The sequence below is a fragment of the Amycolatopsis sp. NBC_00348 genome (assembly GCF_036114655.1).
Taxonomy (GTDB): domain Bacteria; phylum Actinomycetota; class Actinomycetes; order Mycobacteriales; family Pseudonocardiaceae; genus Amycolatopsis.
This window is the reverse complement of record NZ_CP107994.1, coordinates 3,320,087-3,344,462: the sequence shown is the minus strand read 5'-3', so window position 1 is coordinate 3,344,462 and position 24,376 is coordinate 3,320,087. Positions and strand designations below refer to the sequence as shown.

22 protein-coding genes are annotated in these 24,376 nt (G+C 72.3%); 13 read left to right on the top strand and 9 right to left on the bottom strand.

Going from position 1 to position 24,376, the window contains the following annotated elements:
* The first annotated feature begins 2 nt into the window (after positions 1-2).
* The 5 genes from rhaI (at position 3) to OHS58_RS14050 (ending at position 6,990) form a co-directional block, all read left to right on the top strand.
* A complete protein-coding gene (rhaI, locus tag OHS58_RS14070; RefSeq protein ID WP_247051587.1) occupies positions 3-1,160 on the top strand; it encodes an L-rhamnose isomerase in 1,158 nt (385 codons plus the stop codon).
* 2 nt (positions 1,161-1,162) lie between these two features.
* Complete coding sequence (locus OHS58_RS14065) at positions 1,163-3,181, top strand: bifunctional aldolase/short-chain dehydrogenase (RefSeq protein WP_328648511.1); 2,019 nt, start codon at positions 1,163-1,165, stop codon at positions 3,179-3,181.
* Between the two features lie 19 nt (positions 3,182-3,200).
* The gene (locus tag OHS58_RS14060) at positions 3,201-4,622 is read left to right on the top strand and encodes an L-fucose/L-arabinose isomerase family protein (RefSeq protein WP_328648510.1); all 1,422 of its coding nucleotides are present in this window, start codon (positions 3,201-3,203) and stop codon (positions 4,620-4,622) included.
* 44 nt (positions 4,623-4,666) lie between these two features.
* Positions 4,667-6,022 (top strand): rhamnulokinase, encoded by a 1,356-nt coding sequence (locus OHS58_RS14055; protein WP_328649805.1) that lies wholly within the window; start codon positions 4,667-4,669, stop codon positions 6,020-6,022.
* Between the two features lie 206 nt (positions 6,023-6,228).
* Positions 6,229-6,990, top strand: coding sequence for an NPP1 family protein (locus OHS58_RS14050; RefSeq protein ID WP_328648509.1), 762 nt, complete (start codon positions 6,229-6,231; stop codon positions 6,988-6,990).
* 3 nt (positions 6,991-6,993) lie between these two features.
* On the opposite strand, the gene OHS58_RS14045 is transcribed toward OHS58_RS14050, so the two are convergent.
* The 4 genes from OHS58_RS14045 to OHS58_RS14030 all read right to left on the bottom strand — a co-directional run bounded on the left by OHS58_RS14045 (position 6,994) and on the right by OHS58_RS14030 (position 9,818).
* Positions 6,994-7,614, bottom strand: a complete 621-nt coding sequence (locus OHS58_RS14045; RefSeq protein WP_328648508.1) for a mycothiol-dependent nitroreductase Rv2466c family protein — start codon at positions 7,612-7,614, stop codon at positions 6,994-6,996.
* Between the two features lie 68 nt (positions 7,615-7,682).
* Positions 7,683-8,291 carry a response regulator transcription factor gene (locus OHS58_RS14040; protein ID WP_328648507.1) on the bottom strand — a complete coding sequence of 203 codons (609 nt, stop codon included), beginning with the start codon at positions 8,289-8,291 and terminating at the stop codon, positions 7,683-7,685.
* On the bottom strand, positions 8,288-9,394 hold the full coding sequence (locus OHS58_RS14035) for a sensor histidine kinase (RefSeq protein WP_328648506.1): 1,107 nt from the start codon (positions 9,392-9,394) through the stop codon (positions 8,288-8,290). The genes OHS58_RS14040 and OHS58_RS14035 overlap by 4 nt, the downstream gene beginning before the upstream one ends.
* Positions 9,395-9,419: 25 nt before the next feature.
* A complete protein-coding gene (locus tag OHS58_RS14030) occupies positions 9,420-9,818 on the bottom strand; it encodes a hypothetical protein (RefSeq protein WP_328648505.1) in 399 nt (132 codons plus the stop codon).
* 165 nt (positions 9,819-9,983) lie between these two features.
* Here OHS58_RS14030 and OHS58_RS14025 point away from each other — a divergent pair, with 165 nt between their 5' ends.
* On the top strand, positions 9,984-11,033 hold the full coding sequence (locus OHS58_RS14025) for a LacI family DNA-binding transcriptional regulator (protein WP_326953432.1): 1,050 nt from the start codon (positions 9,984-9,986) through the stop codon (positions 11,031-11,033).
* A gap of 347 nt (positions 11,034-11,380) precedes the next feature.
* Here OHS58_RS14025 and OHS58_RS14020 read toward each other — a convergent pair whose 3' ends face one another.
* Entirely contained in the window at positions 11,381-11,950 is a 570-nt protein-coding gene (locus OHS58_RS14020; RefSeq protein ID WP_328648504.1) for a DUF305 domain-containing protein, read from the bottom strand.
* Positions 11,947-12,879: a DUF1996 domain-containing protein gene (locus OHS58_RS14015; protein WP_326949441.1), complete on the bottom strand. Its 933-nt coding sequence runs from the start codon at positions 12,877-12,879 to the stop codon at positions 11,947-11,949. Before OHS58_RS14015 ends, OHS58_RS14020 begins: the two co-directional genes overlap by 4 nt.
* 335 nt (positions 12,880-13,214) lie before the next feature.
* On the opposite strand from OHS58_RS14015, the gene OHS58_RS14010 reads away from it, so the two are divergent.
* From OHS58_RS14010 to OHS58_RS13995, 4 genes are all read left to right on the top strand, one after another.
* On the top strand, positions 13,215-15,230 hold the full coding sequence (locus tag OHS58_RS14010; RefSeq protein ID WP_442875533.1) for a discoidin domain-containing protein: 2,016 nt from the start codon (positions 13,215-13,217) through the stop codon (positions 15,228-15,230).
* Positions 15,231-15,690: 460 nt separating this feature from the next.
* Complete coding sequence (locus tag OHS58_RS14005; RefSeq protein ID WP_326949443.1) at positions 15,691-16,125, top strand: XRE family transcriptional regulator; 435 nt, start codon at positions 15,691-15,693, stop codon at positions 16,123-16,125.
* 27 nt (positions 16,126-16,152) lie between these two features.
* Positions 16,153-16,743: a hypothetical protein gene (locus OHS58_RS14000; protein ID WP_326949444.1), complete on the top strand. Its 591-nt coding sequence runs from the start codon at positions 16,153-16,155 to the stop codon at positions 16,741-16,743.
* A gap of 9 nt (positions 16,744-16,752) precedes the next feature.
* Complete coding sequence (locus tag OHS58_RS13995) at positions 16,753-17,808, top strand: hypothetical protein (protein WP_328648502.1); 1,056 nt, start codon at positions 16,753-16,755, stop codon at positions 17,806-17,808.
* Position 17,809: 1 nt separating this feature from the next.
* Here OHS58_RS13995 and OHS58_RS13990 read toward each other — a convergent pair whose 3' ends face one another.
* Together OHS58_RS13990 and OHS58_RS13985 are read right to left on the bottom strand one after the other, a co-directional pair.
* The gene (locus OHS58_RS13990) at positions 17,810-18,322 is read right to left on the bottom strand and encodes a 2'-5' RNA ligase family protein (RefSeq protein ID WP_328648501.1); all 513 of its coding nucleotides are present in this window, start codon (positions 18,320-18,322) and stop codon (positions 17,810-17,812) included.
* Between the two features lie 89 nt (positions 18,323-18,411).
* On the bottom strand, positions 18,412-18,831 hold the full coding sequence (locus OHS58_RS13985; protein ID WP_328648500.1) for a hypothetical protein: 420 nt from the start codon (positions 18,829-18,831) through the stop codon (positions 18,412-18,414).
* 154 nt (positions 18,832-18,985) lie between these two features.
* Here OHS58_RS13985 and dinB point away from each other — a divergent pair, with 154 nt between their 5' ends.
* Complete coding sequence (dinB, locus tag OHS58_RS13980) at positions 18,986-20,176, top strand: DNA polymerase IV (protein WP_328648499.1); 1,191 nt, start codon at positions 18,986-18,988, stop codon at positions 20,174-20,176.
* A gap of 32 nt (positions 20,177-20,208) precedes the next feature.
* Here dinB and OHS58_RS13975 read toward each other — a convergent pair whose 3' ends face one another.
* A complete protein-coding gene (locus OHS58_RS13975) occupies positions 20,209-21,096 on the bottom strand; it encodes a class I SAM-dependent methyltransferase (RefSeq protein WP_328648498.1) in 888 nt (295 codons plus the stop codon).
* Positions 21,097-21,304: 208 nt separating this feature from the next.
* On the opposite strand from OHS58_RS13975, the gene OHS58_RS13970 reads away from it, so the two are divergent.
* On the top strand, positions 21,305-21,715 hold the full coding sequence (locus OHS58_RS13970; RefSeq protein ID WP_328648497.1) for a histone-like nucleoid-structuring protein Lsr2: 411 nt from the start codon (positions 21,305-21,307) through the stop codon (positions 21,713-21,715).
* Positions 21,716-23,063: 1,348 nt separating this feature from the next.
* Positions 23,064-24,359: an MFS transporter gene (locus OHS58_RS13965; RefSeq protein WP_328648496.1), complete on the top strand. Its 1,296-nt coding sequence runs from the start codon at positions 23,064-23,066 to the stop codon at positions 24,357-24,359.
* Positions 24,360-24,376: the final 17 nt, after the last annotated feature.

The following is a 24,376-nucleotide window of genomic DNA, read 5'->3' as shown; positions in this document are numbered from 1 at the left end:
ACATGACGGCCGTGAAACAGGCCCTGCGGGCGCAGCGCATCGAGACGCCGTCGTGGGCGTACGCCAACTCGGGCACCCGCTTCAAGGTGTTCCCGCAGCCCGGCGTCCCGCGCACGGCCGAAGAGAAGATCGCCGACGCCGCGACCGTGCACCGGTTCACCGGCATCGCGCCGAGCGTGGCGCTGCACATCCCGTGGGACCGCGTCGACGACTACGGCGCCCTCACCGCGTACGCGCGCGACCTCGGCGTCGAGATCGGCGCCATCAACACCAACGTCTTCCAGGACGAGGACTACAAGCTCGGCTCGGTGACCAACCCCGAGGCCGGGATCCGCCGCAAGGCGACCGACCACCTGCTCGAGGCGATCTCCATCATGGACGCCACGGGCTCCCGCGACCTGAAGCTGTGGTTCTCCGACGGCATCAACTACCCGGGCCAGGACGACATCCGCGACCGCCAGGACCGCCTCGCCGCGGCCCTGAAGGAGACGTACGACCGGCTCGGCGACGACCAGCGGATCCTGCTGGAGTACAAGCTGTTCGAGCCCGCCTTCTACGCCACCGACGTCCCCGACTGGGGCACGTCGTACGCGCACTGCATGGAGCTGGGCGAGAAGGCCACGGTCTGCATCGACACCGGCCACCACGCGCCCGGCACGAACATCGAGTTCATCGTGGCGTTCCTGCTGCGCGCCGGGAAGCTCGGCGCGTTCGACTTCAACTCCCGCTTCTACGCCGACGACGACCTGATGGCCGGCGCGGCGGACCCGTTCCAGCTGTTCCGGATCATGTACGAGATCGTCCGCGGCGACGCCCTCGACCCGGCCTACGGCATCGCGTTCATGCTCGACCAGTGCCACAACATCGAGGCCAAGATCCCGGCGATCATCCGCTCGGTGCTCAACGTCCAGGAGGCGACGGCCAAGGCCCTGCTCGTCGACCGCGACGACCTGCGCGCCGCCCAGCAGGCCGGCAACGTCCTGGAAGCCAACGCCGTCCTGATGGACGCCTACAACACCGACGTCCGGCCGCTGCTGGCCGAAATCCGCGAAGAAGACGGGCTCGACCCCGACCCGGTCGCGGCCTACCACCGCAGCGGGTACCAGGACAAGATCGTGGCCGAGCGCGCCGGCGGCACGCAGGCCGGATGGGGAGCATGAGCATGACCGTGCCGGAGGACCTGGTAGCGCGCAGCAACGCGCTCGGCGCCGACCCGCGGAACACCAACTACGCCGGCGGCAACACCTCCGCCAAGGGCGACCTCACCGACCCGGTCACCGGCGCGCCGACCGAGGTGCTGTGGGTCAAGGGCTCCGGCGGCGACCTCGGGACGCTCAAGGAGTCCGGGCTCGCCGTGCTGCGGCTCGACCGGCTGCGTTCGCTGGTCGACGTCTACCCGGGTGTCGAGCGCGAAGACGAGATGGTCGCGGCGTTCGACTACTGCCTGCACGGCCGCGGCGGCGCGGCCCCCTCGATCGACACGGCGATGCACGGGCTCGTCGAGGCCCCGCACGTCGACCACCTGCACCCGGACTCCGGCATCGCGCTGGCCACCGCGGCCGACGGCGCCGCGCTCACCAAGGAGTGCTTCGGCGACCGCGTCGCGTGGGTCGACTGGCGGCGTCCGGGCTTCCAGCTCGGCCTGGACATCGCCGCGGTCAAGGCGGCCAACCCGCAGGCCATCGGCGTCATCCTCGGCGGCCACGGCATCACCGCCTGGGGCGCGACCTCGGAGGAGTGCGAGCGCAACTCCCTGGACATCATCCGCACGGCCGAGGAGTTCCTGGCCGCACGTGGTTCCGCCGAGCCGTTCGGCCCCGTCGTCCCGGGCTTCGAGGCCCTACCTGACGCGTCACGTAGGCAGCGCGCGGCCGCGTTGGCCCCGGTGGTCCGCGGGCTGGCGTCGACCGACCAGCGTGTCGTCGGGCACTACACCGACAGCGACGCCGTCCTCGAATTCCTGGCCCGCGAGAAGCTCGCGCCGCTGGCCGCGCTGGGGACGTCCTGCCCGGACCACTTCCTGCGTACCAAGGTCCGGCCGCTGGTGGTGGATCTCCCGGCGACCGCGTCGCTGGAGGACGTCGTCGCGCGGCTGAAGGAACTGCACGCCGAGTACCGCGACGAATACCGCGCCTACTACGAGCGGCACGCGACCCCGGACTCGCCCGCGATGCGCGGCGCCGACCCGGCGATCGTGCTCGTCCCCGGCGTCGGGATGTTCTCCTTCGGCAAGGACAAGCAGACCGCCCGGGTGGCGGGGGAGTTCTACGTCAACGCGATCAACGTCATGCGTGGCGCGGAGTCCGTCTCGACGTACGCGCCGATCGCCGAGAGCGAGAAGTTCCGCATCGAGTACTGGGCCCTCGAAGAGGCCAAGCTGCAGCGGATGCCGAAGGCCAAGCCCCTCGCCGGGCGGATCGCGCTGGTGACCGGCGCCGGTTCGGGCATCGGCAAGGCCATCGCGCTGCGGCTCGCCGCCGAGGGCGCGTGCGTCACGATCGCCGACCTGAACACCTCGGCGGCCGAAGAGGTGGCTTCGGAGATCGGCGGCCTCGCGGTCACCGCTGACGTCACCGACGCCGAGGCCGTGCAGGCCGCGGTCGACGCGACCGTGCTGGCCTTCGGTGGGATCGACCTGGTCGTCAACAACGCCGGGCTGTCCATCTCCAAGCCGCTGCTGGAGACCACCGAACGCGACTGGGACCTGCAGCACGACGTCATGGCCAAGGGCTCGTTCCTCGTCGCGCGCGCCGCGGCGAAGGCCATGATCGACCAGGACAGCGGCGGCGACATCGTCTACATCTCGTCCAAGAACGCCGTGTTCGCGGGCCCCAACAACGTCGCCTACGGCGCGGCCAAGGCCGACCAGGCCCACCAGGTCCGGCTCCTGGCCGCCGAGCTCGGCGCGTACGGCATCCGCGTCAACGGCGTCAACCCGGACGGCGTCGTCCAAGGCTCCGGCATCTTCGCCGGCGGCTGGGGCGCGCAACGCGCCGCCGTGTATGGCGTCGAGGAGGCGAAGCTCGGCGAGTTCTACGCCCAGCGCACCATCCTCAAGCGCGAAGTGCTGCCCGAGCACGTCGCGGCCGCGGTGTTCGCCCTCACCGGCGGCGACCTGACCCACACCACCGGCCTGCACGTGCCGGTGGACGCCGGGGTGGCCGCGGCGTTCCTGCGTTGATCCCGGCTGAAGGAGAGCGATGACCCCCGACCGCATCACGCCGCGCAAGACCCGCGTCGGGCTCGTCGCGGGCGGGCTCGGCGCGTACTGGCCGCAGTTCCCGAAGCTGCTGCCGCAGCTGCAGGCGTCCGCCCGGCGGGTGGCCGAACGACTGTCCGGAATGGACTGCGAGGTCGTCGACGTCGGGTTCGTGTCGGACGCCCAGGAGGGCGCGGCCGCCGCGGAGAAGCTGCGGGTCGCCGGCTGCGACCTGATCATCGGCTTCCTCACGACGTACCTGACCTCCAGCATGCTGGCGCCGGTCGCCCAGCGGTCCGGCGCGCCGGTGCTGCTGCTGAACCTGCAGCCCACCGAGGCGATGGACCACGAGTCCTTCGACACCGGCGCGTGGCTGGCCTACTGCGGCGCCTGCCCGCTGCCGGAGATGGCCAACACGTTCCGCCGGCTCGGCGTCGAGTTCCGTTCGGTGTCCGGGTACCTGGAGGACGCGCGCGCCTGGACGCGGATCGAGCGCTGGATCAAGGCGGCGGGTGTGCGCGCGGCGTTCCGCAACGGCCGCCACGGCCTGCTCGGGCACCTCTACCCGGGCATGATGGACGTCTCGACCGATCCGACGCTGGTGTCCGGCCAGCTCGGCGGGCACGTCGAGATCCTGGAGATCGACGACCTGCGCGTGCGCGTCGAGAAGGTGACCGAAAGCGAGACGGCCGACCGCGTCGCCCTGGCGTGCGACGTGTTCACTGTGGACGAGTCCGTTGTGGACGAAGATTTCGCTTGGGGCGCCCGGGTTTCGGTGGCACTCGACCGGCTCGTCGAGGACTTCTCCCTCGACTCCCTCGCGTACTACCATCGCGGCCTCGACGGCGAGACCCACGAGCGTGTCGGCGCCGGGTTCATCCTCGGCGCGTCGCTGCTCACCGCCCGCGGCATCCCGGCCGTCGGCGAGTACGAGCTGCGGACGTCGCTGGCCATGCTGCTGATGGACCGGCTCGGCGCGGGCGGCTCGTTCACCGAGCTGCAGGCGCTGAACTTCCACGACAACGTGGTCGAGATGGGCCACGACGGCCCGGCGCACCTCGGCATCAGCGCCCGCAAGCCGCTGCTGCGCGGCCTCGGCGTCTACCACGGCAAGCGCGGCTGGGGCGTCTCGGTCGAGTTCGACGTCAAGCAGGGGCCGGTGACGCTGTGCGGGCTGGCGCAGGCGCTCGACGGCACGTTCTCGCTCGTCGCGTCCGAAGGCACGGTCGTGCCCGGGCCGCTGCTGCGGATCGGCAACACGACGTCCCGCGTCGACTTCGGGTGCGACCCGGGGGAGTGGACCGACGCGTGGTCGGCCAGCGGCATCGCGCACCACTGGGCCTTGGGCACCGGCCACCGCGTCGCCGAGCTGACGGCGGTGGCGGACCTGCTCGGCCTGGAGCTGACCGTGGTGCGGGCGTGACGCGGGTCGCGGCCGTCGACCTCGGCGCGTCCAGCGGGCGCGTGATGGCCGGGACCGCGGGACCGGGCCGGCTCAGCCTGGAGGAGGTCCGGCGGTTCCCCAACGGCGGCGTCCAGGCGGGGCCGTTGCTCTACTGGGACGTCCTGGGCCTGTACCGGGAGACGCTCGCCGGGATCCGTGACGCCGGCGCGGTGGACGGCATCGGCATCGACTCCTGGGCCGTCGACTACGGGCTGCTCGACGCCTCCGGCGCGCTGCTCGGCAACCCCGTGCACCACCGCGACTCCCGTACCGACGGCGTGCCCGAGAAGGTGGCCGCGTCGGTCTCCGCCCGCGAGCTGTACGACGTCACCGGGCTGCAGCAACTGCCGTTCAACACGTTGTACCAGCTGGTGTCCGAGCAGGACCGGCTGGCCGCGGCTCACACCATGCTGCTCGTGCCGGACCTGCTGAACTACTGGCTGACCGGCGAGATCGGGGCGGAGCGCACCAACGCGTCGACCACCCAGCTCTACGACGTCCGCGCGCGGACCTGGGCCGCCGACCTGGCCGCGCGGGTGGGCATCCCGCCGCGGCTGCTGCCACCCCTGCGCGACCCGGGCATGGTGGTGGGCCCGGCGCGGGAGCTGTCCGGGGTGCCGGTGATCGCGGTCGGCTCGCACGACACGGCGTCGGCGGTGGTCGCGGTGCCGGCGTCACCCGGAACCAGCTTTGCGTACATCTCCTGCGGCACCTGGTCGCTGGCCGGGCTGGAGCTGCCCGAACCGGAGCTGGGTGACGCGGCGCTGGCCGCGAACTTCACCAACGAAGGTGGTGTCGACGGCACGATCCGCTTCCTGCGCAACGTGATGGGCCTGTGGGTTCTGTCGGAGACCCTGCGGACGTGGTCCCGCACGGACCTCCCGGACCTGCTGGCGGCGGCCGCGTCGGCCCCGGCCCTGGCGGCGGTCGTGGACATCGACGCGCCCGCGTTCCTGCCGCCGGGCGACATGCCCGCTCGCATCGCGGCGGCCTGCCGCGCCACCGGCCAGCGCCCGCCGTCGCGGCCGGCTGAGGTCGTCCGGTGCATTGTGGACAGTCTGGCCCTGGCCCACCGCCGCACACTCCGCGCGGCGGCCGCGATCTCCGGCCGTTCGTTCGACGTGGTCCACATCGTCGGCGGGGGAGCCCGCAACGAACTCCTGTGCCAGCTGACGGCGGACGCGTGCGGCGTCCCGGTCCTGGCCGGCCCAGTCGAAGCGGCCGCGCTGGGCAACGTCCTGGTCCAGGCCCGAGCCCTGGGCGAGGACCTCCCGGATCTGCCATCAATGCGCGCCCTGGTCCGCGAAACCCAGACCCTGAAGCGCTACGAACCCTCCGGCCGAGCCGACTGGGCCGCCGCAGAGTCCCGGCTCGGCTGAGGGTCGTGAGTGGTAATGAGGGTTCTAACCCTCATTACCACTCACGACCGTGGGTCTGGCGTGCCGGTGGACGGGGCAGGAGTGCGCGTTCGTCCCCTTGCGACGGTCCTCGGCGGGCATACTCCCCGCGAGTACCGTTGCGGACCCCGGGTGACCTGGTGACGCTGACGTCGGAACAGTGCCGACCGCGACCGAGGGAGTACGTAATGGCGCACCGATCCCGCACCCTGGCCGCTGTGGCCGCCGCCGCGCTGGGCCTCGCCGTGGCCTTCCCGGCGACGGCGTTCGCCGACCCGCCCGGCGCCCTGCCCGCCAGCGCGAGCGACTTCGAGAAGACGTTCCAGCCGGCCTTCGACTACGACAAGGACGGCTGTTACCCGACCCCGGCGATCGGGCCGGACGGGACCATCGCGCCCGGCCTGTCCCTCGGCGGCGACACCAACGGCCACTGCCGCGACTCCTGGGACCTCGACAACACCAACTCCTACTCGCGCCAGAAATGCAACAACGGCTGGTGCGCGGTGATGTACACGCTCTACTTCGAGAAGGACCAGGCCTCGCTCGGCCCCGGCAGCGCCGGGCACCGCAACGACTGGGAACACATCGTCGTGTGGGTCAAGGACAACCAGGTCGAGTACGTCGCGACGTCGCAGCACGGCGGTTTCGCGGTGCACGACCGCGCGAGTTTGCTGTTCGAGGGTACGCACGCGAAGGTCGTCTACCACAAGGACGGCGGCTCGACGCACTGCTTCCGCTCGGCCAACGGCAACGACGACCCGCCGGAGAACCACAAGGGCGTCTGGCAGTACCCGACCCTGGTCGGCTGGGACGGCTACCCGGCCGGGCTCCGTGACAAGCTCGTCGCCGCCGACTTCGGCAGCGCGACCTTCGGCATCAAGGACGACCAGTTCAACGGCAATCTCGGCAAGGCCAAGCCGGGCGGCATCCCGTTCGACGAGAACGCCTGACGCTCAGCTCGTGACCGGCCGGCCGCGGCCGCGCTTCAGCTCGAAGAAGCCCGCCGTGCCGGTCACGAGCACGACGCCGTCCCACAGCCGTCCGGCCGCCTCGCCGCGGGGGACCGGGCTGACGACCGGGCCGAAGAACGCGTTCACCGCGCCGTCGTCTCCGGGCAGGTGGAGGGCCGGGACGCCGAGGTCCTCGCCGATCGGGTCGAGCGCCGCGCGGTTGCTCTTCAGCAGATCCGCGTCGAACTCCTTGCTGCCGGCCGCGTCCGCGAGAGCGGCGGGCAGTCCCGCCTCGGCGAGGGCGGCTTCGAGCGTGGCCCGGTCGACCGGCGCCTTGTCACGGTGCACGCGGGTGCCGAACGCGGTGTAGAAGCCGCGCAGGACGTCGTTGCCGTGCGCCCGCTCGGCGGCCAGCGCGACGCGGGCCGGGCCCCAGCGCTCGTCGAGCCACTCCCGGTACCAGGCGTCCACTTCGCGGCCTTCGTTGTGCACGGCCAGGCTGAACACGTGGAACCGCGTCCGCACCTCGCGCACCTGTTCCACTTCGAGGAGCCACCGCGAGCCGATCCAGGCCCACGGGCACACGGGGTCGAACCACAGGTCGACGGTCTTCACTTCGGTCACGCCCCGCACGCTAAGCCCGGCGACCGGCCCGGCAGAAGATCCAATTCCACGTCAGCGGACCGGGCCAATCAGAGCCAGCCGCGGTCGTCGGCGATCCGGACGGCGTCGACGCGGTTGCGCCCGCCGGTCTTGGTGATCGCCGCGGAGACGTAGTTCCGCACGGTGCCTTCGGACAGGTAGAGCCGGGACGCGATCTCGGCGACGGTCGCGCCGGTCCGCGCAGTGATGAGGACGTCGCGTTCGCGCGCGGTCAGGGGGGATTCGCCCGCGGCCAGGGTCGCGACCGCGAGGGCCGGGTCGACCACGCGCTCGCCCTTCACGACCCGGCGGATCGCGTCGGCGAGGGCGTCGGCCGGCGCGTCCTTGACGACGAACCCGACCGCCCCGGCCTCCATCGCCCGGCGCAGGTAGCCGGCGCGGCCGAACGTCGTGAGCATGACGACGCGGCAGTCCGGCACCTGGGCGGCCAGCACGGCCGCGGCGGCCAGCCCGTCGAGGCCCGGCATCTCGATGTCGAGCAGCGCGACGTCGGGCCGGTGTTCGCGCGCGGCCGCGACGATCTCGTCGCCCCGCCCGACGGACGCGACGACCGCGAAGTCGTCCTCCAGGTCCAAGAGGGTGCCGAGGGCCTGGCGGACCATCTCCTGGTCGTCGGCCAGCAACAGCCGGATGGTCACGGCACCTCCACCGGGGTCAGGGACACGGCCAGCCGCCAGCCCCGCGGGCTCGCCGGCCCGGCTTCGACGCGCCCGCCCGCGTCGGCGACCCGTTCGCGCAGCCCCGCGAGCCCGCTGCCTTCGGTGGTCGCGCCGCCGACGCCGTCGTCGAGCACCTCGACCGACGACGCGGAAAGCGTGACGGCGCAGCGGGTCGCGCGGGCGTGGCGGGCCACGTTGGTGAGCCCTTCGCGCACGACCCAGCCGAACAGCTCCTGGTGGTCCGGGCCGACGACGTCGACGGCGGTGGGCAGGTCGGCGGTGACCCCGCACGCGCGCAGCAGCTCGCGACCGCGAGCCAGCTCCCCGGCGAGGGTGACGTCCCGGTAGCCCGAGACGGCGGCCCGGACGTCGGTCAGCGCCTGGCGGGCGAGCGTCTCGACGGCCGCCATCTCCTCGCCGGCCCGCGCGGTCTCGGTGCCGAGCAGCCGCCGGGCCAGCGTGCTCTTGACGGTGATCGCGGTCAGCGAGTGGCCGAGCAGGTCGTGCAGGTCGCGGGCGATCCGGGTGCGCTCGGCCTCCGACGCCAGCCGCGCGACCTCGGCGCGGGCCTCGACGAGGGCGATGTTGGCGTGGATGGCTTCGGCGAAGGCGTAGACCACGAGCACGGTGAAGAACAGGGCGATCGCCTGCGGCCAGCCCGGTTCGGCCCGCCACGACGGCACGGCCAACGGGACCAGGACGGCGGCCAGCGCGACGACGGCGCCCAGCGCCGGGGCGTAGCGGCCGATGCGCGGCGCGACCAGCGAAACGACGACCGCGGCGAGGAAAAAGGCCTCCCCGTGGGCGAAGGGGAGCGCCGCGGCGAAGAGCACCGTGCAGACGCCGAGGGACACCCAGTACCGCCGCCAGGTGCGGCGGGCGGCGGCGACCGCGCCGACGACGTAGGCGACGGCGAAGGCGGCCACGATCACGCAGCCGGCCACCGCGGCGGCGCCGCTCGAGTGCTCCAGCACCGCCGGCACCGTGACGATCGGGAAGGCGAGCAGGCCCGCGTCGAGGACCAGCCGCCGCCAGCCGCGCACCCACCGCTGCGCGTCGGCGGGTGCCGTCGAGTCGTTCATCAGCGGCACGCTACCGCGCCCGGCCTCAGCGGGCCGCGAACCGCGACCGCAGCTCGCGGCCGTTCACCAGCACGGTGACGCCGAGCAGCAGCAGCCCGCAGACCGCCTGCTCGAGCCGCAGCCACACCGGGAACGCGCCCGGCAGCGCGACGATGACGGCGATCGCCACCAGCATCACGCCCGAGACGATCCGCAGCCGCAGGAACGCCTTCTTCGACCCGCGTGCCGCCCGGCGGGCGAAGGAGAGCGTCAGGAGCGCGCTGGCGACCACGATCGTGGCGCGCACCCAGACGGCGTCGGTCACCATCGAGGGGTGGTCGCGGAGCAGGACGATCGCGCCGAGCGTCAGGACGCTGACGCCGAGGTAGGTGCCGATGAGGGCGAGCACGCGGCGGAAGGCCGGCGCGGTGGTCTGGACGGTCACGGTGTTCTCCCCGGGGAGTGCGGAACGGAGTTGCTTGCCCCGGAAATGCTCGTCGCGCGGGCTCCCGGCGGGCAGTGCCGTCCCGCACCGGGCGCTCATGACATTTGTCATCGTGTTGTCGGCCCAGGACTGGGAGAGCGCTCTCACAGGTGCTACAAAGAACGGGTGACGACGCATCCGCCTCCGGCGCCACCGACCCTCGAAGACGTCGCGCGGGTCGCCGGCGTCTCGCGCGCCACGGTGTCGCGGGTGGTGAACAGCGTGCGCAACGTCGACCCGAAGCTGCGCGAAACCGTCGAACGCGCCATCGCCGACACCGGCTACGTGCCGAACCGGGCCGCGCGGTCGCTGGTCACGCGGCACACCGGCGGGATCGCGCTGGTGGTGTCCGAACCCGAGCGGCACGTCGACGCCGAGGCGTTCACCGGCGGCGTGTTCGGCGACCCGTTCTTCGGCCGGGTGGTCGAGGGCGTCGTCGCGCACCTGCGCCCGCACGGCCGGCACCCGCTGCTGATGCTCGTCGACAGCGAGGACGAACGCGCGTCGCTCGTGGCGAAGCTGCGGCAGGAGCAGGTCAGCGGGGTGCTGCTGATCTCGCTGGCCCCCGACCGGGACCCGTTGCCGCTGATGCTGACCGAGGCGGGCGTCCCGACGGCGCTGTTCGCGCGGCCCGCCCGCCCGGCACCGGTCTGCTACGTCGACGTCGCCCACCAGGACGGCGCCCGGATCGCGGCGGACCGGCTCGTCGCCCGCGGCTGCCGGCGGGTCGCGACGATCGCCGGCCCGGGCGGCACCCCGGCGGGCCACGACCGGCTGGCGGGCTTCCGCGACGCGATGGCCCGCCACGGCCACGCGTACGTGGCCGTCGCCGAGGGCGACTTCACCCAGCACGGCGGCGAGCTCGCGATGGAGCGGCTGCTGGCGGCCGAGCCGGACCTGGACGGCGTGTTCGTCGCCAATGATCTGATGGCGTACGGAGCTTTGTCGGTGCTTTCCGACGCCGGGCGGCGGGTCCCGGACGACATCGCGGTGATCGGTTTCGACGACAGCCGCGTGGCGCTGAGCTGCCGCCCCCGCCTCACGACGATCCGCCAGCCGGTCGAGGCCATGGGCGCGGCGATGGCGCGGATGGTCCTGGACCGCATGGCGAACCCCACGCTGCGCGCAGAATCGGTGATCTTCGACCCGGAGTTGGTGGTCCGAGACTCCGCCTGACCCGCCGGCCCACGTACCCAGCCAGTCGGCTCGCGAACTCCGCCGGACGACACGCTGCCCGAGTTCGCCTTGCCGTGTCGTCCTTCCAATCACACGTGTCGACTCCCCAAACACGCGAGCCGACCCTCCAGGCACGCTAGCCGACTCCCTGGGTACGTGAGCCGACCCTCCGGGTACGCGGGTCGGGCGGTCGGATCGGTGGGGACCTTGGTGCGACGGCAACTCGGCGACGAGTGACGGGTTGCCGTCACTCGTCGCCGAGTACCTGCACCGGAGTCCGCGCTCCCGGCCGAGCCGCTCCCGTGGCCGGCCGGGGCCCGGCAGTGGGGCCGGGCGGCGGTCTCCGGTCAGCTCGTCCGGTCCAGGACCTCCGCTTCGCGCGTCGCGGCGGTGGCGAGGTCCCGGGCCAGCGCCTGGGTCGCCGGGTCGGCGCCCGCGGTCTGTTCGCCCTTCGCCAGCACCACGATCTGCTTCGAGTGCGCCCGCAGCAACGCGACGAGCCGCTGGTCGAAGTCGCCGCCGTGGCTGGTCCGGAGCCCGACCAGGTCGGCTTCGGTGATCATCCCCGGCATCTGGTGTCCACTGTGGACGTTCCCGGTCGGCAACCCCGCCCGGTCACGAGCCGCCCGCAGGCGGGTCAGGAACCCGTCCTGGGCCGGCTCGAGGGCCGAGGCGGCGGACCGCACGGCGGTGCTCGCCGCGTGGTCCGCCGCCAGGTGGGCCGCGGTGACGGCGTTCTCCGTCATCGGCACGGTCAGCTGCAACCACGCGATGTCGGTCGGGTTGAACGCCCCGGAGCCGGAACCCGCCCCGGGGCCGGGCGGCGGCGCCGGGGCCGCCGGCACGGCGGTGGTGGCACACCCGCCCATGGACATCGCCACCACCACCGCCGCGACCACCGGCGCCCGCCGCCTCACGGCCGGCCGGGCAGCCGGTAGTTCGGACCGAGGACGGTGCCGCGGTCCGGTTTGTAGAGGTCGAACCCGCGCGGGTCGCACTGGAGCCCGCCGTTGATGCAGTGCGTGACCAGTGCGGCGAGGGTGGGCGGGTCCCACGCGTTGAAGAAGTCGTAGTGCCACGAATACCCGCGCCCGCTGGCCAGGTGGACGCCGGACATGTCACCGCTGACCGGGAACGCGATCTTGAACTCCAGCATCGGCACCGCGACCGGGTGGTCGGCCGGGCACGTCAGCGTCGTCTTGTCCGGGTACGCCATGTGGCTCTTGTGATCGGCGGAGTCCAGGTGGACGCCGTCCCAGCAGCTCGGGGCCTGGTACCGGATGTTCAGCTGGCTGCCCGGCGTGCACTGCACCGGGATGTCCCAGTTGTGGAAGCTGTCCCCGCACTCCCAGCCCTCGATCGCGCCGGGCGCGTTCTGGAACTGGTCCTGCGTCGCCGTGACCGTCCCGGCGACGTAACGCAGGCCGGGCGGGAACGGCACGACCTTGGTGTAGTCGAGGATGCCGGACTTGTAGTACACGACCTGCGCGAAGTTCGGCAGGATCACCTGGTTGCCGTTGTAGACCGTCGGGAACCAGTACGCCGACAGGTCGTCGGGCGCCAGGCAGGTCGTGTTGCCCACGCCCGCGGCCTGCAGCGACTGGGTCGTCGTGGCCGCGTTGGTGGTCTTGTTGCCGATGAACGTGTGGTCGTGCGACGCGCCGGGCAGCCCGGGGAAAACGATCGGGTCGTCCGGCTGGTGGTGGCTGGGGGAGCAGTTGACCTGGAACTCGTGGTGCGTCACCAGGTTGTCGGCTCCGGCCGGCGACGACGTCGCCGCGGTCAGGAAGGCGCCTGCCAGCACGGTGGCGGCGGTGCAGGCGAGGAGCGCGGCTTTCGATGCCAAGGGTCCTCCACGGTGAGGGTGCCTGAGGAATGGGAGAGCGCTCTCCAAGAGCATGCGCACCGTGCTGCCACCCTGTCAAGGAGTACCCGCATCCCGGCGCGGACGGGCATTGTCCGTTTCCAGACGGGAAGCTTGACAACGCGGGCCGCCGTGACGAACGATCGGCCGTGCCGGAGAGCGCTCTCCAACCTCCGTCCCCCTTTCGCGCGGGAGTCATCGTGGACCGACCGTTGCCCCTTCGTGCCGTCCCGGCACTCGTGGTCCTGCTGGTATTGGGCCTGCTAGCCGGCCCGACCCCGGCACACGCCGCGACGTTGTTATCCCAAGGCAGACCTGTGACCGCCTCCAGCAGCGAAGGCGCGTCGACGCCGGCGTCCGCCGCGGTCGACGGCAACGCGGGCACCCGCTGGGCCAGCGCCTGGAGCGACCCGCAGTGGCTGCAGGTCGACCTCGGCACCGCCGCCGACATCAGCCAGGTGACCCTGAACTGGGAATCCGCCTACGCGACGGCGTACGAGATCCAGGTGTCCGACAACGCGTCGTCGTGGACCTCGATCTACAGCACGACGACGGCGACCGGTGGCGTGCAGAACCTCGCCGTCAGCGGCCACGGCCGGTACGTGCGCTTCTACGGCACCCACCGGGTCGGCGGCTACGGCTACTCGCTCTGGGAGTTCCAGGTCAGCGGCACCCCGGGCACGACGACACCGGGCGGCCCCGGCGTCACCAAGGTGACCGGCAGCCAGGGCAACTGGCAGCTGAGCGTCGACGGCCAGTCGTGGACCGTGAAGGGCCTCACCTGGGGCCCGCCGGTCAGCGAAGCCGCGTCGCGGATGCCGGAGCTGCACTGGATCGGCGTCAACACCGTCCGCACCTGGGGCACCGACGGCAGCAGCCAGCCGCTGCTGGACGCCGCCGCGGCCAACGGGATCAAGGTCGTCGCCGGCTTCTGGCTGCAGCCCGGCGGCGGGCCGGGCAGCGGCGGCTGCGTCGACTACACCACCGACACGACCTACAAGAACACGATGCTCGGCGAGATCCAGAAGTGGGTCAACGCCTACAAGGGCAACGCCGGCGTGCTCATGTGGAACGTCGGGAACGAGTCGATCCTCGGCATGCAGAACTGCTACTCCGGCACGCTGCTGGAGCAGAACCGCATCGCCTACGCCCGGTTTGTCGACCAAGCCGCGCAGGCGATCCACGCGATCGACGCCAACCACCCGGTCACCTCGACCGACGCCTGGACCGGCGCGTGGCCGTACTACAAGGCCTACACGCCGAACCTCGACCTGTACTCCGTGAACTCCTACGCGCAGGTCTGCCAGGTCAAGCAGGACTGGATCAACGGCGGTTACACGAAGCCCTACATCATCACCGAGACCGGCCCGGCCGGCGAGTGGGAGGTCCCGAACGACGTCAACGGCGTCCCGACCGAGCCCACCGACCAGCAGAAGCGCGACGGCTACACGAACGCCTGGAACTGCGTGCTGGCCCACCCGGGCGTGGCGCTCGGCGCGACGTTGTTCCACTACGGCAGCGAAGGCGACTTCGGCGGCGTCTGGTTCAACATCACCACGGGCAAAGAGAAGCGGCTGTCCTGGTACGCCGTCCGCAAGATCTACAGTGGACAGACCGGCGGCAACACGCCCCCGGTGATCTCGTCGATGAACCTCAGCCGCACCACCGACGTCCCGGCCGGCGGCACCTTCACCGTGACGGCGAACGTGTCCGATCCGGACGGTGACCCGATCACCTACACCATGGGCTACAACAGCAAGTACATCAACAACGCGGCCGGCCTGATCCCGGCGCAGTTCACCGGCAACGGCACGTTCACCGTCACCGCGCCGCAGGATCTGGGCGTCTGGAAGATCTACCTCTACGCCCGCGACGGGCACGGCAACGTCGGCATCGAGACGCGCTCGCTGCGCGTGGTCGCGCCGCCGGTGCCGGGCACCAACCTGGCCCGCGGCGCGGCGACCACGGCGTCGACCTACCAGGCCGACGGCCCCGGCGCGCCCTACCCGCCGCAGGCCGCGACCGACGGCAACCAGGCGACGCGCTGGGCGAGCGCGTGGGCCGACCCGCAGTGGCTGCAGGTCGACCTGGGCAGCCGGCAGGCGTTCAACCACGTCCAGCTGGTCTGGGAGTCGGCGTTCGGCAAGGCGTACGAGATCCAGGTCAGCGACGACGGGGCGAACTGGCGCTCGGTCTACGGCACCACGACCGGGGACGGCGGCGCCGACGACCTCGCGGTCTCGGCCACCGCCCGGTACGTGCGGGTGAACGCCACCCAGCGCGGGACGGCGTACGGGTATTCGGTGTACGAGTTCGGCGTCTACCGGAGCTGATGACAGGCAGTGGTGGCCCCTCCCGCGCCGGGAGGGGCCACTGTCGTCGGATCCGTGGGGACGGCGGCACTTTGCCGCGCCACACTGCGTGGTCCGCCATGGCGGACACCGTGACCCCTATCGTGCCGCCGTCCCGCGCTGGGCGGCCTGATCGTCGCGCTCCGCCCCGCCGCAGACTTCGACCGCGAAGTCGTCGAACTGCCACGGCTGAGCGACGACCTCACGAAGCCGGCGGGCGCGCACTGAACGGAAGAGGGCCGGCGCGGGGCCGCGGGTTCGGCGCGTGGCCACCCCCAGCGGCCACGTGAGTCACCTCGCGGCCGCCGAGCCGGCCCGGGCTGGTGTTCCGTTTCCGAAACACCTACCGTCGGTATCGTAGTCTTTCCGGTACATGCTGTGTCAAGTTTTCGGGACAGCTAGGCTGGCTGTTGTCACGTTTCACGGTTGAGGGTGGTGTGCGGTGAGCGAGGAGCGCAGTTTCGCCGAACGGCTGGCGCACTTGATCGCGACCGTGCACCCGCCGGACCGCAAGCCCTACTCCTACCGGGAGATCGCGCACGGCGTCGCGGAGCAGACCGGCGTCACGATGTCGGCGACCCATGTGCAGCAGCTCGCCGTCGGCGCGCGCAAGGACCCCAAGCGGTCCCACATCCAGGCGCTGGCCCAGTTCTTCGGCGTGCCGGTGACGTACTTCTTCGACGACGAGGTGGCCGGCGAGGTCGACAAGCAGGTCGAGGACGTCGTGGCCTGGCGTGACGGCGAGGCCCGGAAGATGGCGCAGCGGGCGATGCAGCTCTCGCCGCGCGACCGCGAGACCGTGACCGCCCTGATGGACCAGCTCGGCAGCTACGACGAGACCCGCCGCCGCGAGGGCCGGCGCCGGAAGCCTGAGTGACGTGCGTGCGGTGAACGGTCGGCTACGATGACGTCGTCCGTGATCGCGCCCCGGTGCACCCGGTTGGCGCCCGCTCAGCGGGGAGGGCCCATCGACGCGCACGGCCTGACGAAGCTGCGAGCCGGGGCCCGCGCCCGGGTGCTGGCGGTGCTCACCGCCGTCCCGCTGCCGCGGCCGTGGTCGATGAACCGCTGGGTCGACGGCCTGGAGGCGTGGCGCGGCCGCGAAATCGACCTCGTGCCGGTCGAGTACCGGCCCGGCCAGCCGTCCGGCGCCTGGCAGGCCCGCCCGGCGTACGACCTGATCGCCTACACCGAGCACACGTCGGCGCTGCACCAGGACCACATCATCGCCCACGAGCTCGCCCACATGCTGTGCGCGCACACCGGCAGCTGCCTGATGTCGGAGTCCGAGGCCGCCGAGCTCGCCCCCGATCTGGCGCCGCGGGCGCTGTCGCACCTGCTCACGCGCGTGACGAGCGGCCGCGACGAGTACGAGGCCGAACTGATCGCCGTGCTGCTGATGAGCGCGGCGACGAGCGAACCGCTCGCCGTCCAGCCCGGTGCGTCCGGCCGTGCGGCGGACCAGGCGAGACGGCTGGCGGCGCTGCTGGGATAGTCCGGTCCCGTGATCGACATTCTGTTCCTCGGGGTCGGGCTCTTCGCGCTGGCCGTCGGGATCTGGCGCGCGGTGCGGGCGCGACGGACCGGCGCCGGTGCGGGGCTCGCCGTTTCGCTCATCGCGCTCGGCGCGGCGTTCTGCTTCCTCTCCAATCGTGCGCAGGTCCTGGAGAGCGAGCTGTACCCGAGCCTCGGGCGGCTGCTCTCGAACCTCGCGACCATGGTCGCGGCCTACGGGATCGGGCTGACCGTCGCGGAGATCAGCGGCACCCGCGACCGCGGCCGGCGCACCCGGCTCGTCGCACTGGCCACGGCGTTGACCCTGCTGGTGGTGATGTTCTTCAGCACGCCGGACCTGCCACGCGGCCTCGGGTTGTTCGACGAGCTGTACCGGACCCACCCGACGCTCGTCGTCTACGTCTTCGCCTACACCGTCTACCTCGGGTTCGCGGTGCTCGACATCGGGATCGTGTCGGCGGTGACGATCCGGGCGAGCGGCGGCGCGTTGCGCGCCGGGCTCGCCTTGCTGCTGCTGGCGTCCGCGTTCGCCGTCGCCTACCTCGGCGGGAAGGTCGTCGCGACGATCAAGGCGCTGCAGGCCGACCACCCGGCCAAGGCGTTGTGCGCCGGGCCGTTCTCGACGCTGCCGTGCGCGCTCGACGTCGGCTTCCCGGCCGTGTCGGTGCTGCTGATCGTGCTGGGGCTGACGATCCCGTCGATCCCGGGGCTGGCGGCCGGCCGCCGCGACGCGCGGACCCTGCGTGTGCTGCGACCACTGCGAGAGCACCTCACCCGCCGGTTCCCGGAGATCGTCCGCATCGATCCGGGTGGCCCGTCGCGCCGCGAACGGCTGCTGACGGCGATGAGCGAGACCAACGACGGCCTGATCCTCGCCGGGGTGACGCCGGAGCTGGCGGCGCCGGCGGCCGCGCGGCTGGTGCGCGACCTGCCGGACGAGCCGGGGGAGAACGCACCGCCGGTCGCCGGTGCGGAACCGTTCGCCGCGGACGTCGCGCGGCTGCGGGCGATCGCGCAGGCCTACCGGAGCGGCACCACCGGGTGAGTCACGCGCCGAACGGCGCGGTGAGCCGGGTTTCCCAGCCCTCGTCGTCGAGGGCGACCAAGTGCAGGGCCTCCGCGCGGGCGGTCAGCGGGAGCAGCGGCCGGACCTCGGCCGCGACCCGCTCGAGGTCGGCGTCGGTCCCGCCCATCGCGACGGTCAGGTGAGCGTCGGGCGTCGCGCCGAACCGGCTGCCGTAGGGCGGGACGTCCGGCCAGCGCGCGCAGACCGCGTCCGCGATCGCCTGCAGCGCGGGCACGGGGATCGCCGAGAAACCCGGCGCGGTGACCAGCTCGGTGAGCGGGACGCCGACCGGCGCGGCGGCGGCGGCCAGCGCGCGCACGGCGTCGAGGACCTCGTCGGTCACCTCGGACGCGGGGAGGAACGGGTACAGCGCCGTCACGTGCGCGGGCAGGCCGGGGCGGACCAGCTCGGGGGCGGTGCGCCGGGCCGCGGCGAGCACGGGCTCGGCGGCGGGCAGCAGGATCACCAGCGCGGTGGTTCCGGGTCGGGGCACCTTCGCATCATGGCAGTGCGCCCGGTCGGACCGCCGCCCGCGGCAGCACAGGCGCGCGGACCAGCGGGGTCCCTCGGAACGGAACCCGCTCAGGCGGCGGCGCTTTCCGGGAACCGGCTCGCGCGGGACAGGGCCAGGCTGCGGCGGCACAGTGCGACCAGCTCGTCGTTCGCGCGGCTGCGCGGGCTGCGGCCGCAGAGCCCGCAGCGGATGGCGACCTCGCCGGTGAGCTCGTCCACCGCGACCAGGGCCTGGTGGTCGCACCGGCGGCACCAGCGGTAGCCGATCGCGGAGTTGGCGTGCACCGGGGACGAGACGCACTCGTGCAGCCAGCGGCGGTGCGTCCGGCAGGTGACCCGGTCGGTCGGGTCGAGCCCGCCGGTGTCCTCCAACCGGTCCTCGCGGGCCAGCGTCGTGGCCAGCAGCGGCTGGCGCGGGGCGGCCGGCCTGTCCTGCGGGTTCGGCCCGGCCCACGCGTGGTGGTCGCCGCAGCGGCACTTCTCGGTCATGTCGCTCCCAAGTTCCGGTAAGTCGATGTCTTCGAGTGTGGGCGCGGTCACGCTCGGGGACTACCGGGAAAACGCTCAGTTTCGCCCAGCGGCGCGACGGTGACGGCGGACGGACGAGCGGATTTCGGCGCGCGGGTATGCGAACATATGTTCTATGACCGCCGAGGGCCCCATCCTCCACGCCGACCTCGACTCCTTCTACGCGTCGGTCGAGCAGCGCGACGACCCGGGGCTGAAGGGCCGCCCGGTCATCGTCGGCGGCGGGGTCGTGCTGGCCGCGAGTTACGAGGCCAAGGCCTACGGCGTGCGCACCGCGATGGGCGGCGCGCAGGCCCGGCGGCTGTGCCCGCACGCCGTCGTCGTGCCGCCGCGGATGTCGGCCTACTCGGCCGCGAGCAAGGCGGTGTTCGAGGTCTTCCGCGACACCACCCCGCTGGTGGAGGGCATCTCCATCGACGAGGCCTTCCTCGACGTCGGCGGATTGGCCAAGATCGCCGGACGGCCGAGCGCGGTCGCCGAACGGCTGCGGCAGGCGGTCGCCGAGCGGGCCGGGCTGCCGATCACCGTCGGCGTCGCGCGGACGAAGTTCCTCGCCAAGGTCGCCAGCCGGGTGGCGAAGCCGGACGGCCTGCTCGTCGTGCCGCACGACGCGGAGCTGGCGTTCCTGCACCCGCTGCCGGTCGGCGCGCTGTGGGGCGTCGGGAAGGTGACCGAGGAGAAGCTGCGGGCGTGCGGGATCACCACGGTGGGCCAGCTGGCCGCGTCCGAGCCGGTGGACCTCGCCGGCCTGCTGGGCCGCGGCGCCGGGCGGCACCTGCACGCGCTGGCGCACAACCGTGACCCGCGCGTGGTCGAGACCGGAGTGCGGCGCCGGTCGATCGGCGCCCAGCGGGCCCTCGGGCGCGGCCGGCGGACCCCGGCCGAACTCGATGTCGTCCTCGTGGCCCTGATCGACCGCATCGCCCGGCGGCTGCGCGCCGCCCACCGCATCTGCCGGACGGTGACGATCCGCCTGCGCTTCGCCGACTTCACCCGGGCGACGCGCTCGTGCACGCTGACCGAGCCGACCGAGGGCACCGGCCGGCTGCTCGCCGCGGCGCGCGAGCTCCTGGAGGCCGCGCTGCCGCTGATCGCCGACCGCGGGATCACGCTGCTCGGCGCGTCCCTGTCCAACCTGACCGGTGACGACCACGTCCAGCTGGCCCTCCCGTTCGAACGCCAGCGGGCCACCCAGCTCGACACGGCCGTGGACTCGGTGCGGGACCGGTTCGGGAAAGCGGCCGTCACCCGCGCGGTTCTGCTGGGCCGTCCGGCCGAGCCGGAGATGCCGCTGCTGCCCGATTGACAGAGAAGCGCGACGGTGCGTCGGGAAAGTGTTCAGCTTTCCCGGGGTGGTGCGGGAATGCGCGCGTGGGTCAGGTGGGAAAGCCGGCTCGGCTTCAGCGCGTCGTCGCGATTCCACTCATCCGCACCCACGCTGCCGCGCTGACCGGTCTGTTCGATCACTTCGAAACCGGTGCCGCGCAGGAGGTCCGCCATGGCGGCGGGGGAGAGGAACGTCCGCCAGGGCTCACCCTCTTCGGCGGCCATCGGCGCGACGGCTTCGGCGTAACCGTTTCCGGCCGCGTCGCGCAGTTCCGCGGGGAGCAGGTGGTCGGCCACGATTTCCGACCCGGGGGCGAGGCCGCCGAGCTCGGTCAAGGTCGTCAGGATCGCCGCCCTGGTCAGGTACATGGTGACGCCGAGCCAGCTGACGAACACGGGACGGCGCGGGTCGAGTCCACTCTGGACGAGCCGGTCGGCGAGCGTGTCGGTTTCGAAGTCGACCGCGACGAAGATCACCGACGGCGGCTCGGTGATCCCCGCGGCTTCCAGGAGTGCGCGTTTGGCCGCTTGGGTCGCGGCCCGGTCGACCTCGAACACGCGGAACCGGCCGGGCGGTGTCCGATAGGCGAACGAATCGAGTCCGGCGCCGAGAATCACATACTGGTATATACCGGAATTGGCCCGCAGAAGACGCTCTTCGGTGAACCGGCTGCGGCAGACGGCCTCGGCTCGCGCGCCGGCGAGGACCGGATGGGTGCCGTGGAGCCGGTGATACGCCAGCAGTTCCTCCGCGCGGGCGCCGAGCAGCGGTGCGGCGAGCGGGTCTGAGAAGAGGGGCGGTGCGGCGTCGACGAGCAAATGTGCGGCCCGTGCGGCGGCCGCCGTGAACGCCGTGCGGCTGACACCGGGCGCATTGCCGGGGGAATCGAGCGAAGTCATGCCGCAACGGTACCGATTTGATTTCGAGCATATCACGAAAACAAAAAGTCTACAAGATCACGCCCATTTCGACTAGGTTGCGATCACGTCTGTACGCGGGCGGCCCCGGCGCCCGAGCGGCCATTGTGGACGCCCCGCGTGCTTGACGGGATTCGACAGGTTAGGGTCTGTCCGACCGTGTTCTGGAGAAGATGAGGAACGACGAACCATGGCGCAACGGGTGCACGTCGAGATGGTGGACGACCTCGACGGGAGCGAGGCGAACCAGACCGTCCCCTTCGCTCTCGACGGGGTGAGCTTCGAGATCGACCTCTCCGAGGAGAACGCTTCGGCGCTGCGGGACGAGCTCGCCCGCTACGTCGGCGCCGCACGGCGCATCGGCGGCCGCAAGGTCCGCCTCGCGACGGGCCAGTCGCTGACGGGCGCGTCGGGCTCGGGCACCGACCGCGAGCGCAACCGGCAGATCCGGGAGTGGGCGCAGGACAACGGCTACGAGGTAGCCGAGCGCGGCCGCCTCTCCAGCGAGATCATCGCCGGTTTCGAGGAACACCAGGCCGCGGCGGCCGAACCGGTAGAAGCCAAGCCGGCCCGCAAGCGCGCAACCCGCAAGAAGGCCTGACGCGGATCCCGTGCTGTGCAAGGGGTCCGGCGCCTGGGGGCGCCGGCCACCCGAAGCGCGGTCGCGTCGAGGAAGTTCCGGACGTCGGGTGCCGGCCTGGAGAAGCGCTGCCAGCAGTGCGAATCCCGGTAGGCACCCGGCGAGCTGCTTGTCTCATCCCGCTGGATGATTGAGTTGAGCGTCGGGAAAGTCGATCGGTCCGGCGCGCAAGCCGGTCGGCCGAGAAGAGCCCGGCGCGCCGCCACGTTTTGAGGAGGCGATCGCCGCTTCCGCAGGGCTGCTGCGATACGCGCCGGCACGACCGCGGCGCGGCTTCAGGCCATGACGATGGTGTCCGGTCGGCAGGCGGAGCGCTCCGCCGATCGAGTTCCCGCTGTAGGCCGAGGACAGTCTGGGGCGATGGTGTCCGGTCGGCAGGCTTGGCACTCCGTCGACCGAGTTGCCGCTGTGGGCCGAGGGGAGTCCGAGGCGATGGTGTCCGGGTGGGCAAGCGGAGCGGTCCCGATCGAGTTGCTGCTGCAGGCCGAGGTGGGTCCGGCGCGATGGCGCCCGGTCGGCAAGTTGAGCGCCTCGCCGATCGAGTTGCCGTTGTGGGGCGAGGAGTCCGGCGCGATGGTGCCCGGCGGGCAGGCTGAATGTTCCGCTGACCGGGTTGCCGCTGTAGATCGAGGAGTCCGGCGCGAGGGTGTCCGGCCTGCAAGCTGAGGGCTCCGCTGACCGAGTTGCTGCTGTGGGCCGAGGAGTCCGGCCGGCAGGCTGGGCGTGCCGTCGATCGAGTTGGCGCTGTAGGCCGTGGAGAGTCCGGCGCGAGGGTGTCCGGCCTGCAAGCTGAGGGCTCAGCTGACCGAGTCGCCGCTGCAGGCCGATGCGGCCGTTGTCAAACCTCGCTCCCGAGCCACGCCCCTCACGGTGTCCCGCTCCGGCCGTCGTGTCGGACTGAAGTCTGCTGCTTCCTCGGCGTGACCACATCGGACCCCCTGGTGGTCCGGCCTGCGATGATCGGCTGGAAAACCGGCACTTCCCAGGTGCCCAAAGGCTTGTCGGAGGGGGTCTCCGCTGGCCAGACTGTCAGTGCTCCTACGCGGCCGGTACCGCGCCGGAGCACCGGCCCGGTGGCCGCCTCCTCCCTCGATGGCCACCGGGCCGCCTTCCGCCCGGCGCCCGGCGTGGGCCACCCCGGAATCCCTGCACCGCACCGAAACCCGTGCTCGCGGCGCGTCCGGCTCACGAAATTCGCAGCACGGACCGCCGATCGGGTCCGGTGGGTGGACATCGCCGCCGTCAAAGGCGCACACTCTGACTACTCCATACTGCATACAATCGGCAGTCGAAACGGGTGGTGGTTGGGATGTCCCAAGTCCGCGAGCTCCGGGACGTCTACGGACGGCGGTACCGGGTCGGGGAGACCGACCTCGAGCTGCTCGGCCGGCCGCGCGGCCGGATCACCTGGCTCGCCGCGGCGGGGATGCTCGCCGCCGGGGTGCAGCAGTACGGCTTCGGCGCGATCGTGCCCGAGCTAAGCCGGGCGCACGGCTGGACGTTCGGCGCGATCGTCCTCACCTTCGCGCTGTGGGCGATCTGTCAGGCCGGGGTCGCCTTCCCCGCCGCGTGGCTGCGCGAACGCGGCACACTGCCCGCGCCCGCCGCGATGACGTTCGGCGCGGTCCTGTGCGCCGCCGGGCTGGTCACGCTCGGGCACGGCGGCAGCCTGCTCACCGTGTTCCTCGGCTACTCCGTGCTCGGCGGTCTCGGCACCGGCCTCGTCTACGCCACCTGCGTGGGCGCCGTGCTGGCCTGGTTCCCGGACCGCTCCGGCCCGAGCGCGGGCGTCGTCAGCGGTGCCTTCGCCTGGGGGAGCGTGCCGTTCGTCGTGCTGGCCGCCCTGCTGCCGGACGTCGGCCCGGTGCTGCTCGACGCGACCGCCGCCGTAGTGCTCGTCGTGATCGCCGGGTGCGGCGCCCTGCTGCGCTACCCGCCGCGGCACTGGTGGCCCGCGACGCCGGAACCGCGCACGTGGGCCCTGGACAAGACGCACAACCGGCACCCGGCGATCCGGCACTACCGGCCCGCCGAACTGTTCCGCTGCGGCACCACCCTCGCGCTGTACCTCGTCGTCGTGCTCGCCGCCGCCGTGCTGTTGTTCGACCTCGCGTACCTGGCGACCTTCGTCGCCGAGCGCAGTGGACCCGGTCTCGCCGCCGCCGCGCTGGCCCTGCTCGCCGCGGCCACCGGGTCCGGCCGGCTGCTCATCGGACGGCTGGCCGACCGGCTCGGCCGCCGCCGGATCCTGCGCCTCGCCCTGCTCGCCGGCGGCATCGCGCAGTTCGTCCTGTACTACTCGGGCGAGCACCGCCACGCCGTCGGCCTGCTGCTCGGTGTCACGCTGGCCGGGCTCGGCAACGGCTGCTGCTACACGCTGCTGGTCGGCTTGGTGCGCGAGTACTTCGGTGAGGAGTCGGCCCTGCAGAACTTCGGGGTCCTCTACAGCGCCAAGGCCGTCGGCGGCGTCGTCGGGGTCGGGCTCGCCGCGGTCGGTCTGCTGGGCGCGTTCGCCGTCGCCGGGGTGCTGAGCCTCGCCGGGGCGCTGCTCACCGGCCGTCTCACCCAGCCCGGCCGGCCGAAGTCCCTGCTGCCCGCGGCGTAGGCCCGGTGGGCGGGGAC

Bases quoted from the DNA above. Each gene is read 5' to 3' on its own strand.
- OHS58_RS13985 (WP_328648500.1), bottom strand. From the start codon at position 18,831: ATGACCGAGAAGTGCCGCTGCGGCGACCACCACGCGTGGGCCGGGCCG.
- OHS58_RS14000 (WP_326949444.1), top strand. From the start codon at position 16,153: ATGACGTCGTCCGTGATCGCGCCCCGGTGCACCCGGTTGGCGCCCGCT.
- OHS58_RS14050 (WP_328648509.1), top strand. From the start codon at position 6,229: ATGGCGCACCGATCCCGCACCCTGGCCGCTGTGGCCGCCGCCGCGCTG.
- OHS58_RS13965 (WP_328648496.1), top strand. From the start codon at position 23,064: ATGTCCCAAGTCCGCGAGCTCCGGGACGTCTACGGACGGCGGTACCGG.
- OHS58_RS14065 (WP_328648511.1), top strand. From the start codon at position 1,163: ATGACCGTGCCGGAGGACCTGGTAGCGCGCAGCAACGCGCTCGGCGCC.
- OHS58_RS13970 (WP_328648497.1), top strand. From the start codon at position 21,305: ATGGCGCAACGGGTGCACGTCGAGATGGTGGACGACCTCGACGGGAGC.
- OHS58_RS14035 (WP_328648506.1), bottom strand. From the start codon at position 9,394: ATGAACGACTCGACGGCACCCGCCGACGCGCAGCGGTGGGTGCGCGGC.
- OHS58_RS14055 (WP_328649805.1), top strand. From the start codon at position 4,667: ATGGCCGGGACCGCGGGACCGGGCCGGCTCAGCCTGGAGGAGGTCCGG.
- rhaI (WP_247051587.1), top strand. From the start codon at position 3: ATGACGGCCGTGAAACAGGCCCTGCGGGCGCAGCGCATCGAGACGCCG.
- dinB (WP_328648499.1), top strand. From the start codon at position 18,986: ATGACCGCCGAGGGCCCCATCCTCCACGCCGACCTCGACTCCTTCTAC.
- OHS58_RS14060 (WP_328648510.1), top strand. From the start codon at position 3,201: ATGACCCCCGACCGCATCACGCCGCGCAAGACCCGCGTCGGGCTCGTC.
- OHS58_RS13975 (WP_328648498.1), bottom strand. From the start codon at position 21,096: ATGACTTCGCTCGATTCCCCCGGCAATGCGCCCGGTGTCAGCCGCACG.